This is a genomic window from Kushneria pakistanensis, from assembly GCF_014652795.1.
Taxonomy (GTDB): domain Bacteria; phylum Pseudomonadota; class Gammaproteobacteria; order Pseudomonadales; family Halomonadaceae; genus Kushneria; species Kushneria pakistanensis.
In genome coordinates, this window is record NZ_BMZM01000004.1 from 348503 (window position 1) to 361046 (window position 12544).

Genomic DNA, 12544 nt, shown 5'->3' on the forward strand with positions numbered 1-12544 from the left:
TCAGGTGATGCGGAGTAAAAGACGTGACAGAAGTCGCTGAAAGCCGCGATTTAAAACTGACGCACGAGGATTTTGAGCGTGTAAGGCGCTTGATCCATGAGCGCGCCGGTATCGCACTGGCACTACACAAAAAAGAGATGGTGTATAGCCGTCTGGCACGTCGCCTGCGCACACTGGGGCTCAATCAGTTCAAGGCTTATCTGGATCTGCTCGATGGGCATGTCGACTCTTCGGAGTGGGAGCATTTCGTTAATGCATTGACGACCAACCTCACGTCGTTTTTCCGCGAGGCGCACCACTTCCCGATCCTGGCCGATCACGTTCGCGCTCAGAGCGGCAGCGTCAAGATATGGTGTTGCGCGGCGTCCACCGGCGAAGAACCCTGGTCACTGGCCATGACGTTGACGGAAGCACTCGGTTCAAGAGTGCAAAACGCCAAAATCGTGGCGACGGATATTGATACCAAGGCGCTCGCCACGGCCTCCGCCGGTATTTATCCGATCAACCAGATCGAGAAACTGCCGATGGAGCAGCGCAAGCGGTTTTTCATGCGGGGTGTCGGGGCGAAATCCGGCGTGGCGCGTGTCAATCCGGCCCTGGCAGCGCTGGTGGAATATCGGCAGCTGAATCTGCTGGCAGCGCGATGGGAAGTGGAAGGACCGTTTGATGCCATCTTCTGTCGCAACATCATGATCTATTTCGACAAGCCCACCCAGAAGCGCATCCTGGAAAGGTTTGCACCGCTGCTCAAGCCCAACGGGCTGCTCTTTGCCGGGCATTCCGAAAACTTTACCTACCTGACCGATGCCTTCCGGCTGCAAGGGCACACCGTCTACGGGCTGGCCTCGGGGCCGGGTTCACGGTCATGAAGGTGCGCGAGCAGGAGGGGCTGGCCAACCATTTCTATTTCGATCGGGATGACAGTCTTGACGCCGTCAAGCTGTTGCCAAGCGAGTATTACGTGGCCTCGTCTCCCATGGTGCTGTCGACCGTCCTGGGGTCATGTGTGTCAGCGTGCATTCGTGACAGTGCCGCAGGTGTGGGTGGCATGAACCATTACATGCTGCCCGGTGATGGCAGCCACGATACCAGCGGACCACGCCTTCGCTATGGCGAGCACGCCATGAGTACGCTGGTGGAAGAAATATGTCGCCTTGGCGGACGGCGGGATCGTCTGGAGGCCAAGGTGTTCGGGGGCGGCATGGTTATCGCCGGCATGGCATCTCGCATCGGGTTTGCCAATGCCGAGTTCGTGATGGCGTGGCTTGACCGCGAAAACATTCGCGTCCTGGCGCAGGATCTTAACGGTAGCCATGCCCGGCGGGTGCACTACCTGCCGGGTACCGGCCAGGTCAGGGTCAGGCGTCTCAACGGCAGTGCCACGGTCTGCAGTCGTGAAAAGACGCTGATCGAGACGCTGGTCGGAGAAGCTGTCCATCCGCTGGTCGCGGCAGCAGCAGGCATGAAAGGAGCAGGGCGGTGAACAAGATCAAGGTATTGTGTGTTGATGACTCAGCACTGATTCGCAGCCTGATCAGCGAAATCATCAATCAGGAGCCGGATATGGAGGTGGTGGCCACCGCGCCTGATCCGCTGGTGGCTCGTGATCTGATCAAGCGGACCAATCCCGATGTGCTGACACTGGATGTCGAAATGCCACGCATGGATGGTCTGGACTTTCTGGAAAGGCTCATGCGCCTGCGCCCCATGCCGGTCGTGATGGTCTCTTCCCTGACAGAACGCGGTTCGGAAATCACCATGCGTGCGCTGGAGCTGGGCGCGGTGGATTTTGTGACCAAGCCCCAGCTTGGCATTCGTGAGGGCATGGCGGAATACGCTCATGCCATTACCGACAAGATCCGGGCGGCTTCCAGAGCAAAGCTCAAGGTGGCGCACGCCTCGGCGGCTCCGGCACCGGCGGCACTGCGTGCGCCGCTGTACTCCAGTGAGAAGCTTTTGATCGTGGGGGCCTCAACGGGCGGTACCGAGGCGATCCGGGAATTTTTGATGCCGCTGCCCTCGGACAGTCCGGCCATACTGATTACGCAGCACATGCCGGCCGGATTTACCAAATCCTTTGCCGCCCGGCTGGACAGCCTTTGTCGCATCAGCGTGCGCGAAGCCGTGCATGGTGAGCGCGTATTGCCCGGACACGCCTATCTGGCCCCCGGCGGTGAGGCACATCTGCGCCTGGCGCGCAGCGGCGCCAACTATGTGATCTCACTGGATCATGAAGCACCGATCAATCGTCACAGACCCTCTGTTGATGCGCTGTTTGAATCAGCCGCTACCAACGCGGGCAAGAACGCCATTGGCGTATTGTTGACCGGTATGGGCAAGGATGGTGCTCAGGGGCTTTTAAAGATGCGTCAGGCCGGTGCCTGGACGCTGGCGCAGGATGAGGCCAGTTGTGTGGTCTTTGGCATGCCGCGTGAAGCCATTGCGCTGGGCGCTGCCTGCGAGATCGTCCCCATCACCAGCATGTGCGAGCGGGCGCTGGCACAACTGGGTGGCAACAATCGTCAGGCGCTGCGCGTGTAGCGCAGCACCATTGAATCGTTGACGCGCGCGCAAGCGCACTTATTGGAAAAGGAAATAGCAGACATGGCTGACAAGAATATTCACATCCTGGTGGTGGATGACTTTCCCACCATGCGTCGTATCGTACGCAACCTTCTCAAGGAGCTTGGCTTTAATAACGTTGATGAAGCCGAGGATGGTGTTGATGGTCTGGCAAAGCTTCGCAGTGACAGCTTCGGTTTTGTGGTCTCTGACTGGAACATGCCCAACCTGGACGGTCTGGAAATGCTCAAGCAGATTCGCGCCGATGATGCCCTCAAGCATCTTCCGGTACTGATGGTGACGGCAGAGGCCAAAAAGGAAAACATCATTGCCGCGGCGCAGGCCGGCGCCAATGGCTACGTGGTCAAACCCTTTACCGCCGCAACGCTCGAAGAGAAGCTGAACAAGATCTTCGAAAAGCTCGATAAATAGGTCTGCGGACAGCCTTCGGGAGTAAAAGCATGACAGCCAATGCCAAACCGCAGAGCGCAGATGATGCGATCACGCCGGATCTTATCGCGAGAATCGGCAATCTGACGCGTGCGTTGCGTGACAACATGAGAGAACTCGGTCTGGACAAGGAAGTCGAGAAGGCCGCCCAGGCCATTCCTGATTCCCGCGATCGCCTGAGCTATATCGCGACCATGACCGAACAGGCCGCCGAGCGCTCGCTCAATGCCATCGAGATTGCCCAGCCCATTCAGGACAATATCGAAAAACAGTCGGCTGAACTCGCCGGCCGCTGGGATCAGTGGTTTGACAAGCCACTCGAGCAGGGTGAAGCGCGTGATCTGGTGGGGGACACCCGCGCCTATCTGGAATGGGTGCCGGCACAGACGCGCGCTACCCAGAGCCAGCTGATGGAAGTCATGATGGCTCAGGACTTTCAGGATCTGACCGGTCAGGTCATCAAGAAGATGATGGAAGTCATCCGCGAGATCGAGCGCGAGCTTTTGCAGGTGCTGATCGACAACATGCCCTCAGAAGCCATGCGTGAGCGCGCTAGAGAAGGCAGCAACAAGACAACGACGCCAGAGGGGCTGCTCAACGGACCGCAGATCAAGCCGGAAGGGCGCACGGATGTCGTGACCGACCAGTCACAGGTTGACGATCTGCTCGACAGCCTGGGTTTTTAGACCGTATTTCCTGCTTATGTGTCGAATAGCTCTCCCTCGGGAGGGCTATTCGGACGATTGTTTTTCCCTTCCCCCTCGCACAATGTCGCCCATGCACACGATGCTCCACATGATGGCATGGGGTCGAAATGTCCGGCGACAGCGACGCAGAAAAAACCGAAGAGCCCACGGCACGGCGCATTGAAAAGGCCCGTGAAGAAGGGCAGATCGCACGTTCACGTGAATTGACCACCTTCCTGATGCTGGCCGTCGGGGCTGCCGGCCTATGGCTTTGCATGAGCTGGATGGGAGAGGTGCTGTCAGACATCATGAATGATGGTCTGTCCTTTGATGCGCGTGTGGCACAGGACCCTACCCGAATGATGATCAATGTCTCGGCGCTGGGTGGCAGAGCCCTGCTGGCCATTGCCCCCATCCTGGGCATCATGGGCGTAGTGGCGTTAATGGCACCGATGGCACTGGGAGGCTGGCTCTTTTCGACCAAGTCCATCAAGGTCGATGTCAAAAAACTCAACCCGGCCGCCGGTCTCAAGCGCATCTTTTCGAGTCAGGCGCTGGCGGAGCTGGTCAAGACCATTGCCAAATCCATGCTGATTGCCCTGGTGGCCGGTGGCTTTATCTATAACCATCAGGGGCAGCTGCTCGGGCTTGCCGGAGAAAATATCCAGTCCGCCATGCGTCATATGCTGCTGCTGACTGTCTTCTGCTGTGCCCTGATTCTGCTGGCCTTTATTGTCGTGATCATGATCGATGTGCCCTATCAGCTGTGGAGCCATACCAAAAAGCTTCGCATGAGCCGGGAAGACATTCGCCAGGAGCACAAGGAGTCCGAAGGTGACCCGCACGTCAAGGGCCGTATCCGTCAGCAGCAGCAGGCGATCGCAAGACGACGCATGATGAGTGAGGTGCCAAAGGCCGATGTCATTATTACCAACCCGACCCACTTTGCCGTAGCACTGGCCTATAAGGATGATGAGATGGGCGCCCCTAGGGTGGTCGCCAAGGGTGCCGATGCGGTGGCGGCCAGGATCCGCGAGCTGGGCCATGAAAATCGTATTCCCTTTCTGGAAGCCCCGGCGCTGGCACGCTCGCTGTATCGTCATGGCGAGCTGGGCCGGGAGATCCCCGCAGCCCTTTATACCGCCGTGGCCGAAGTGCTGGCCTGGGTGTATCAGATCAGGCGCTATCGCAGTGAAGGCGGCCGGTCACCGCAGCGGCCGGGTCATATCGAGGTGCCTGAAGACATGGCCTATAACCCTTCACCTTCCGATGATGACAACAATGAACATTGATGCCTGGACGCTGCATTGTGCCATTAAAGGCCCTGAATTCTTTATCTACCCTGACAGGTCATCGCTGACATGAATGCATTGAGTGCACTGTTTTCCCGTGGTGGCCTGACCCAGAGCAGCCAGCTGAAGTTTCTGGCCGGCCCTGTCCTGATTCTCATGATCCTGTCGATGATGGTGCTGCCGCTGCCACCATTTATTCTCGACATGCTGTTTACCTTCAATATTGCGCTGTCGATCATGGTGCTGCTGGTGAGCATGTTCACCACCAAGCCGCTCGAGTTTGCTGCCTTCCCGGCGGTGCTCTTGTTTTCAACGCTGCTGCGGCTATCGCTGAACGTCGCATCCACCCGTGTTGTACTGCTGGAAGGCCACAACGGCGGGGACGCTGCCGGCAAGGTCATCGAGGCCTTTGCCGAATTTCTGGTGGGCGGCAACTTTGCCGTGGGTCTGGTGGTGTTCGTGATTCTGGTCGTCATTAACTTCATGGTTATCACCAAGGGTGCCGGCCGTATTGCCGAAGTGGGCGCCCGCTTTACGCTTGATGCCATGCCCGGTAAACAGATGGCCATCGATGCCGACCTCAATGCCGGCCTGATCGATGAAAAGCATGCCCGTGCGCGGCGTAGCGAGATTGCCCAGGAAGCCGAGTTCTTCGGCTCCATGGATGGTGCCAGCAAGTTCGTGCGTGGTGATGCCGTGGCCGGCATTCTGATCATGGTTATCAACATCGTGGGTGGACTGGTCGTGGGCGTGGCCCAGCATGGCATGTCGGTGGGTGATGCTGCCCATACCTATACGCTGTTGACCATCGGGGATGGTCTGGTCGGTCAGATCCCGGCCCTGATTATCTCTACCGCAGCCGGTGTTACCGTCTCGCGCGTCAATACCGAACAGGATGTCGGCCAGCAGCTGCTGGGCCAGCTTTTTACCAACCCCCGTGTGCTCTATCTAACGGCAGGCGTTGTCGGTCTGCTGGGGATCATTCCCGGTATGCCTAACCTGGTATTTTTGACGTTCACCGCCATGCTGGGCGGTCTGGGCTGGTATCTGAACAAGAAAAAGCAGGAAGCCGCCATCGTAGAGGACGCAAAGCCAGCGCCGGCCGCTGCAACGGACAGCCACGAAGCCAGCTGGGACGATGTACAGCTGGTGGATCCGCTGGGGCTTGAGGTCGGTCATCGCCTGATCCCGCTGGTGGATCAGAATCAGGATGGCGAACTTCTGAAACGCATCAAGAGCCTGCGCAAGAAGTTTGCTCAGGAGGTAGGTTTCCTGCCGCCGGTGGTCCATATCCGCGATAACCTGTCATTGCAGCCGCAGCAGTATCGCATCGCGCTCAATGGCGTACTGATCGGCGAGGGTGAGGCATGGCCGGGGCAGTATCTGGCCATTGACCCCGGTCAGGCGATGGGCAGTCTTGAAGGGCGCACGACAAAGGATCCGGCGTTTGGTCTGCCTGCGACATGGATTGATGCCAATCAGCGCGATCAGGCACAGATGCAGGGCTTCACCGTGGTGGATGCCAGCACGGTCGTTGCGACCCATCTGAATCATCTGCTGGGTGAACATGCCAGCGAAATGATGGGGCGCAGTGAAACCCAGAAGCTGCTGGATCGCCTGACAAAAGAGTCGCCGAATCTGGTCGAGGAGGTCGTGCCCAAGCTGATTTCGTTGACCACGCTGACCCGCATCCTGCAGCAGCTGCTGTCAGAAGACGTCTCGATCCGTGATATGCGCACCATTATTGATACGCTGGCCGATCACGCTGCCCATACGACGGATGCCATGGAACTGACGGCTGCCGTACGATTGGCGTTGGGCCGTGCTATCACGCAGCAGTACTTCCCCGGTCAGGAGGCTGCCGAAGTCATCAGTCTGGATGTTGACCTGGAAAAAATGCTGATGCAGGCGCTCAACAACGGTGGGGCGCTGGAGCCCGGACTTGCCGATACCCTGCTTCAGCAGGCAGAAACTGCTGTCCAGCGCCAGGAAGAGCGGGGCCTGCCGGCAGTTCTGGTGGTGCAGCATGGCGTGCGCGCGCTTCTGTCACGCTTTTTGCGCCGACGTCTGCCACGTCTGGTCGTACTCTCGCAGGCAGAAATTCCTGAAGAGCGCCAGATTCGCGTGACCGCCATTATCGGGGGGCAGGCATGACCCGGCATCAGCTGCCCCGATGGCTCATGATCACTATCGTACTGGTACTGTCACCGGCGCAGGCTGATGCCAGCGCTGGTGGCGCCATTCCTGCTCAGGGCAGTGTCCCTGACATGGCCCAGAAGGGTCGCGAGTATCGGGTGGCGTTGATACCTGCCGACACTGCTCCGGCAGATGGCGTGTTAACCGAGCTTTCCTGGCACTACGAGCTGACACCAGGCGCCGTCATGCCCGCGGCGTGGCTGTGCACGCCGTCAGTATGCGAGTCGCTGTCCATGGCCCGTGGTAGTACCGATGCGCTTGCGGGGCTGCCGGCGAATACACCGCTGTCACTACATTTCGTATTGCCGGGTGAAGGTATGCTCAAGCGGCCGGTGCAGGGTGGGGCGGCGCAGGTATTTATCAATTACCGCATGCAGGCACAATAGAACTCAACAGCGGTAACTGATCGGGCAGGGTATTGATGTCCTGCTCAAAAAAGCGAACACCGGAATACGCAATGGCAACCGGCAACAATACAAAAGGAAAGGCCAAAAAGTGAAAAGGCCGCGCCATGTTGATGGCGCGGCCTTTTTGTTATGCACTACTTGTGTACGCTTGTCAGCCGACAAGATGGGTGCTGGAGCGGCCGATATTGTGCTGGCGGCCGTTGGGGCCATACATGGTCATGCCGGCAGCGGTCTGAAGAAAGTTAAGAGCTCGACTGTGAAAATCCAGCCGCCGGCCGATAACAAACCCGTTGAGACGATTACGTTGTGCGGCGGCTTCGGTGCGCTCGATGATGCGCTGCCAGATCTCGTTGAGTTCGAGTTTGATGGCAGCGCGATCACTTGTGGCGCGATCCGCGCTGAGGCCGCGGCTTTCGAGCAGTGTGCTTCGAGCGCGCTCAAGCTGATCCAGTCTGACCATTGCAGATCCCTTGTGCTCACAGACCTGCAGCAGGGCTTCAATGTCGACCGGATGGCTTTCCAACAGCTCGGCCTCCTGATCCAGTAAATCGACGAAGCGCCCGAGGGCTTCATCGATCTGATCAAGGATATTGGCGTAATCGTTCATCCACGTGTTCTCCAAAGGCGTTAAAGCAAAGGGAATGCCTTAGCCCTTGTTCGAAAGCAGCTCCTGGGCGCTTGCGATCAGGCCATCGGCAATTTTTCCGGTATCAACCTCAAAGCTGCCGTCCCGAATGGCCTGGCGCAGTTCATTGACGCGAACTGTATCAATGTCTTTGGAGCCATCATGGGCACTGGAAGGTACCCAGCGGGTGGCGGCACTCTGCTCGGTCTTGCCGGCTTCAGGTGTAGTCACACGCGATACCGATACCGGGCTGGCGATGCGGTTGATCGAACTGTTATTGCTGTCAATTTTCATCTTCATGCTCTCCGAAGCGCTCACTCGGGTGAGCTGATAAGGGGCGCAGGCACGCGCTGTTATACCCATTATCGACATCGCGGGCACGTTCTTTAACCCGTCTGCGTAACGAAAGGTGTCAAATGGATACCGCTGCGTAATGATGCTGCCTTCGGGACTAGTTAACCTCCACCAGCCCGTCGCGACTTGCCTCACCATTGATAATGCTGCCAGAGGGCATTTTAACCCGAACACTTTCACCAAGGCCTGCGTCATTCAACGCTTGGCCGCTACTGCTGATCATGAATCCATTGCCCTTTATCAGCAAAGCGACCTTTGCGCCGCGCTGAATCACTACAGGGGCCTTGACCATGCCTGCCTGAAATGGCTGGCCGGCCGCAATACGCCGCTGCGCGACCTGTCCCACCAGCTGGGAGGCATCGGTAATCAATCGACTGGAAAGCCGGGTCAGGTCGCCTTCCTGCCAGTCAAGATCGTTTTCTCCAATCACATCACCGGGGGCGATATCGCGATTGACGACCGGGTACGGCCCATTGATATGGACATAGGCCTGAAAATAACGCGTTTCCGGTGCATCGCCCGGGCAGCGTACCCCTACCGAGGTGCGCCCCGAGATCTTGCCTCCGCGTCCCGGCAGAAAGGGTGAAGGTGCCCGACAGGCCATGGCGGCCGCCGGTGAAGGGGTAATATCGATGGTGATATCGCCGCTTTCACTAGCTGTCTGCTCCAGCAAAAACCCTTCAATGACATCGTAAATGACCTGTTCACCTGCCTGAACCGATGCGCAGGTAAACCCTGTTGCTACCAGCACAAGGCCAGCAAGGCGACGGTAGCGGCTGTAATGCGAGCGCATGGTGAAAGGCAGCGACATGAAATGGCCTGTTGTCATCAAACGGTTACCCGGATGCTGGGCATTCTAGAGAAGTGCCAAAAAAAACAGTGCGCGAAATGACCCCTAAAAAGCAGCCTTTTCATTCAATGGTGAAGGTTGCTTGCTCTCTATGCTGCGCTCATTCCAGAAGGTAAGTGAAAGTAACCTTTGTTGTCTTAATGATTCATGGCGCAACGGAGCGACTCCCATGATCGACCGGCTCAATGCCTCACTCAACGTCCTGCAGCAGTCTCTTAACCTGCGTGCCGAGCGCCAGGAAGTACTGTCAGCCAATATTGCCAACGCCGATACCCCCGGTTACAAGGCGCGCGATTTTGACTTCAAAAGCGAACTGGATCGCGTCGTCAATCAGGGGCGGGCAGAAGGGCAGAGTGGGCTGTCATTGCGCATGACGTCCAGCCGACATATTCCGGCTCAGGCCAATGGCAGCGCAGGCGTCATGGACATGCTGTATCGCAATCCGACACAGCCCAGTCTTGATGGCAATACGGTCGACATGGACATGGAGCGCGTCAACTTCGCAGACAACGCGGTGCATTACCAGGCTGATGTCCAGTTTCTGACCAGTCGATTGCAGGGCCTCAAAAACGCCATGCAGCGCGAGTCCTGATAACCGACAGGAGAGTAGTCAATGAGTCTTTTTAACGTTTTCAACATATCAGGATCGGCGCTGTCGGCGCAGTCACAGCGTATGAACGTGACGGCCAGCAACCTTGCCAATGCTGATAGCGTCGCGGGTCCGGATGGACAGCCGTACCGTGCCAGGCAGCTGACCTTTGAAATGGCCGGCGAGCCGGGCCAGCAGATCGGCGGCGTGCGCGTGGCGGGTATCAGTGAAGATCAAAGCGAGTTTCGGCGCCTTTATGACCCGAAAAATCCGGCGGCTGATGATCAGGGCTACGTCAGCATGCCCAACGTGGATACCACGTCTGAAATGGTCAACATGATCTCGGCGGCGCGCTCTTATCAGGCCAACGTCGAAGTGCTCAACACCAACAAGACACTGATGCTCAAGACGCTGACGCTGGGTCAGTAAATCGGGTCATCAAGGAGTGAAACATGGCATTTGACAGCTCTCTGGTGGGCCAGATCAACGGCACCAGTTCCACGGTAGGCAGCAAGGGGATGGGCGCGACCAGCGCCAGTGAACTGGGCGAGGAGTTCATGAGCCTTCTGGTGGCACAGCTCAAGAATCAGGATCCGCTCAATCCGATGGAAAACTCGGAGTTCACCTCGCAGATTGCGCAGATCAATACGGTCAGTGGTATCGACAAGCTCAACAACACGCTGGCCAGTATCACGGGTCAGATTGATGCCTCGCAGAAACTGCAGGCCGGCGCCATGGTGGGTCGTGGCGTGCTGGTAGAAGGCAACAAAATACATGTGGGCAACAATACCGTACTGCCGTTCGGAATCGAGCTTGACGGCGATGCCGCCAAGGTAACGGCGACCATTACGGATGGCTCTGGTCGGACCATCAACCAGTACGATCTGGGTGAAATCAAGGCCGGCGTACAGTCCTTTAACTGGGATGGCACGGATACCACCAATGCCCGCGTCGAGGATGGCACCTATCAGGTTACTATCGCGGCTACTGATGGCAGCGGGCGGGCCGTGGCCTCACGTGCCCTTCAGTACGGGTACGTCAGCGGCGTAATGACGGCCAATAACGCTACGAAGCTGGACCTGGGGCCCAACATGGGCAGCGTCGCCTTCAACGACGTCAAACAGATTCTTTAACGCACCACCGGGCGCGGTGTTGCGCGTCCTGATGATCCACACGGCATTGCCGGTGAGACGACTTTAATCAGAGGATGAATCATGGCTTTTACACAGGGCGTTAGTGGTCTTAATGCAGCTTCCAGTCAGCTGGATACCATCGGCCACAACATTGCCAACTCACAGACCGTCGGCTTCAAGAAAAGCCGTACCGAGTTTGCTGATCTTTATGCCGGCGCCAAGGCAGGTCTTGGTGTGCAGGTGTCGGCCATCACTCAGGGCTTTTCCCAGGGTGCGCTTGAAACGACCGATCGTGATCTTGACCTGGCGATTCAGGGGGGCGGCTTCTTCCGCCTGACCGACGGTCAGCAGGTGACCTATTCGCGCAATGGCCAGTTCCAGATGGATTCCAATGGCTTTCTGGTCAACAACACTGGTGGCAAGCTGACAGGCTATCCGGTTGATGATCCGACCTCTGCCAACCCGGTGGTACTGGCCGGCGCCCAGCCAGTAGCTATTCAGGTCGCCCAGGGCGATCTGGACGCCAGCGCGACGACCAGCGGCAGCATGACCTTTAACCTGAATTCGACCGATACGGCCAAGGTGGATACCAACGGCAATGCGATCGCCTTCGATGCGACCAACCCCAAAAGCTACAACTGGCAGACGTCACTGACGACCTATGACTCGCAGGGTAATGCCCAGCAGGTCAACATGTACTTCGTAAAATCAGCAACAGCTGATAACAGCTGGACAGTACATGCTCTGAACAAGGGCAATGAGGTAGGCACCTCGAATCTGACGTTTAACGAAAATGGCAAGATTACCGGTGGCGATACGCTGAATCTGTCATTTAACCCGAATAACGGTGCTGCCAATATCAATGCCAACATTGACCTTGCCAATGTGACGCAAAACAGTGGCAGTTTTGTGGTCAAGGCCGCCGGTCAGAATGGTTACGCAGCAGGCAGCCTGACAGGTATCTCGATTGCCGATAACGGCGATGTGATGGGCAAGTACTCCAACAACCAGAGTCGTGCACTGGGTCGTGTCGCGCTGGCCAGTTTTACCAACGAGCAGGGCCTCAAGCCCGATGGCAACAACGCCTGGGTGGCGACCACCAACTCCGGTCAGGAGCTGCTGGGCAGTGCCGGTACCGGTCAGCTGGGCTCGCTGCTGTCGCAAACGCTTGAAAGCTCCAACGTCGATCTGGCGTCCGAGCTGGTCACCATGATCGTGGCGCAGCGCAACTATCAGGCCAATGCGCAGACCATCAAGACGCAGGACCAGATCCTGCAGACCATGGTCAGCCTGCGCTAAGTCTTGCCATGCAGTAAAACGACCGGCCTCAGGGCCGGTCATTTTTTTGATCCCTTTTTACAGTTCACGAAATACGACCTTTCTCGTGCCTTTCTTGTGCC

15 protein-coding genes are annotated in these 12544 nt (G+C 57.6%); 12 read left to right on the plus strand and 3 right to left on the minus strand.

The genetic code is table 11. The features are described from left to right. Positions 1 to 23: 23 nt before the first annotated feature. From IE123_RS15145 to IE123_RS15180, 8 genes are all read left to right on the plus strand, one after another. Entirely contained in the window at positions 24 to 869 is an 846-nt protein-coding gene (locus IE123_RS15145; RefSeq protein ID WP_189519726.1) for a CheR family methyltransferase, read from the plus strand. Next, positions 866 to 1483 carry a chemoreceptor glutamine deamidase CheD gene (locus IE123_RS15150; protein ID WP_189519728.1) on the plus strand — a complete coding sequence of 206 codons (618 nt, stop codon included), beginning with the start codon at positions 866 to 868 and terminating at the stop codon, positions 1481 to 1483. Before IE123_RS15145 ends, IE123_RS15150 begins: the two co-directional genes overlap by 4 nt. Next, positions 1480 to 2541, plus strand: coding sequence for a protein-glutamate methylesterase/protein-glutamine glutaminase (locus tag IE123_RS15155; protein ID WP_189519730.1), 1062 nt, complete (start codon positions 1480 to 1482; stop codon positions 2539 to 2541). The genes IE123_RS15150 and IE123_RS15155 overlap by 4 nt, the downstream gene beginning before the upstream one ends. Before the next feature lie 63 nt (positions 2542 to 2604). Next, positions 2605 to 2994 carry a chemotaxis response regulator CheY gene (cheY, locus tag IE123_RS15160; RefSeq protein WP_115853266.1) on the plus strand — a complete coding sequence of 130 codons (390 nt, stop codon included), beginning with the start codon at positions 2605 to 2607 and terminating at the stop codon, positions 2992 to 2994. A 29-nt stretch (positions 2995 to 3023) separates the two neighbouring features. Beyond that, positions 3024 to 3698: a protein phosphatase CheZ gene (gene cheZ, locus IE123_RS15165; RefSeq protein WP_189519732.1), complete on the plus strand. Its 675-nt coding sequence runs from the start codon at positions 3024 to 3026 to the stop codon at positions 3696 to 3698. Between the two features lie 128 nt (positions 3699 to 3826). Then, positions 3827 to 4990 carry a flagellar biosynthesis protein FlhB gene (gene flhB, locus IE123_RS15170; protein ID WP_189519733.1) on the plus strand — a complete coding sequence of 388 codons (1164 nt, stop codon included), beginning with the start codon at positions 3827 to 3829 and terminating at the stop codon, positions 4988 to 4990. Between the two features lie 69 nt (positions 4991 to 5059). Beyond that, entirely contained in the window at positions 5060 to 7144 is a 2085-nt protein-coding gene (flhA, locus tag IE123_RS15175; RefSeq protein ID WP_189519735.1) for a flagellar biosynthesis protein FlhA, read from the plus strand. Further along, the gene (locus tag IE123_RS15180; RefSeq protein ID WP_189519737.1) at positions 7141 to 7572 is read left to right on the plus strand and encodes a flagellar protein FlhE; all 432 of its coding nucleotides are present in this window, start codon (positions 7141 to 7143) and stop codon (positions 7570 to 7572) included. Before flhA ends, IE123_RS15180 begins: the two co-directional genes overlap by 4 nt. A gap of 172 nt (positions 7573 to 7744) precedes the next feature. On the opposite strand, the gene IE123_RS15185 is transcribed toward IE123_RS15180, so the two are convergent. From IE123_RS15185 to flgA, 3 genes are all read right to left on the minus strand, one after another. Beyond that, on the minus strand, positions 7745 to 8200 hold the full coding sequence (locus IE123_RS15185) for a flagella synthesis protein FlgN (RefSeq protein WP_189519739.1): 456 nt from the start codon (positions 8198 to 8200) through the stop codon (positions 7745 to 7747). Between the two features lie 39 nt (positions 8201 to 8239). Continuing rightward, on the minus strand, positions 8240 to 8512 hold the full coding sequence (flgM, locus tag IE123_RS15190) for a flagellar biosynthesis anti-sigma factor FlgM (protein ID WP_229819803.1): 273 nt from the start codon (positions 8510 to 8512) through the stop codon (positions 8240 to 8242). A gap of 157 nt (positions 8513 to 8669) precedes the next feature. Continuing rightward, positions 8670 to 9383, minus strand: a complete 714-nt coding sequence (flgA, locus tag IE123_RS15195; protein WP_189519743.1) for a flagellar basal body P-ring formation chaperone FlgA — start codon at positions 9381 to 9383, stop codon at positions 8670 to 8672. Positions 9384 to 9591: 208 nt separating this feature from the next. On the opposite strand from flgA, the gene flgB reads away from it, so the two are divergent. The 4 genes from flgB to flgE all read left to right on the plus strand — a co-directional run bounded on the left by flgB (position 9592) and on the right by flgE (position 12443). Further along, on the plus strand, positions 9592 to 10014 hold the full coding sequence (gene flgB, locus IE123_RS15200) for a flagellar basal body rod protein FlgB (RefSeq protein WP_189519746.1): 423 nt from the start codon (positions 9592 to 9594) through the stop codon (positions 10012 to 10014). 21 nt (positions 10015 to 10035) lie between these two features. After that, positions 10036 to 10440 carry a flagellar basal body rod protein FlgC gene (gene flgC / locus IE123_RS15205; RefSeq protein ID WP_115853258.1) on the plus strand — a complete coding sequence of 135 codons (405 nt, stop codon included), beginning with the start codon at positions 10036 to 10038 and terminating at the stop codon, positions 10438 to 10440. Between the two features lie 23 nt (positions 10441 to 10463). Beyond that, positions 10464 to 11144 carry a flagellar hook assembly protein FlgD gene (locus IE123_RS15210; RefSeq protein ID WP_189519748.1) on the plus strand — a complete coding sequence of 227 codons (681 nt, stop codon included), beginning with the start codon at positions 10464 to 10466 and terminating at the stop codon, positions 11142 to 11144. Between the two features lie 81 nt (positions 11145 to 11225). Continuing rightward, positions 11226 to 12443 (plus strand): flagellar hook protein FlgE, encoded by a 1218-nt coding sequence (flgE, locus tag IE123_RS15215; protein WP_189519750.1) that lies wholly within the window; start codon positions 11226 to 11228, stop codon positions 12441 to 12443. Positions 12444 to 12544 lie beyond the last annotated feature (101 nt).

Excerpts from the sequence above, each read along its gene's own strand:
- IE123_RS15150 (WP_189519728.1), top strand. The coding sequence starts at position 866 with ATGAAGGTGCGCGAGCAGGAGGGGCTGGCCAACCATTTCTATTTCGAT.
- cheY (WP_115853266.1), top strand. The coding sequence starts at position 2,605 with ATGGCTGACAAGAATATTCACATCCTGGTGGTGGATGACTTTCCCACC.
- cheZ (WP_189519732.1), top strand. The coding sequence starts at position 3,024 with ATGACAGCCAATGCCAAACCGCAGAGCGCAGATGATGCGATCACGCCG.
- flhB (WP_189519733.1), top strand. The coding sequence starts at position 3,827 with ATGTCCGGCGACAGCGACGCAGAAAAAACCGAAGAGCCCACGGCACGG.
- flhA (WP_189519735.1), top strand. The coding sequence starts at position 5,060 with ATGAATGCATTGAGTGCACTGTTTTCCCGTGGTGGCCTGACCCAGAGC.
- IE123_RS15180 (WP_189519737.1), top strand. The coding sequence starts at position 7,141 with ATGACCCGGCATCAGCTGCCCCGATGGCTCATGATCACTATCGTACTG.
- IE123_RS15185 (WP_189519739.1), bottom strand. The coding sequence starts at position 8,200 with ATGAACGATTACGCCAATATCCTTGATCAGATCGATGAAGCCCTCGGG.
- flgM (WP_229819803.1), bottom strand. The coding sequence starts at position 8,512 with ATGAAAATTGACAGCAATAACAGTTCGATCAACCGCATCGCCAGCCCG.
- flgA (WP_189519743.1), bottom strand. The coding sequence starts at position 9,383 with ATGTCGCTGCCTTTCACCATGCGCTCGCATTACAGCCGCTACCGTCGC.
- flgB (WP_189519746.1), top strand. The coding sequence starts at position 9,592 with ATGATCGACCGGCTCAATGCCTCACTCAACGTCCTGCAGCAGTCTCTT.
- flgC (WP_115853258.1), top strand. The coding sequence starts at position 10,036 with ATGAGTCTTTTTAACGTTTTCAACATATCAGGATCGGCGCTGTCGGCG.
- IE123_RS15210 (WP_189519748.1), top strand. The coding sequence starts at position 10,464 with ATGGCATTTGACAGCTCTCTGGTGGGCCAGATCAACGGCACCAGTTCC.
- flgE (WP_189519750.1), top strand. The coding sequence starts at position 11,226 with ATGGCTTTTACACAGGGCGTTAGTGGTCTTAATGCAGCTTCCAGTCAG.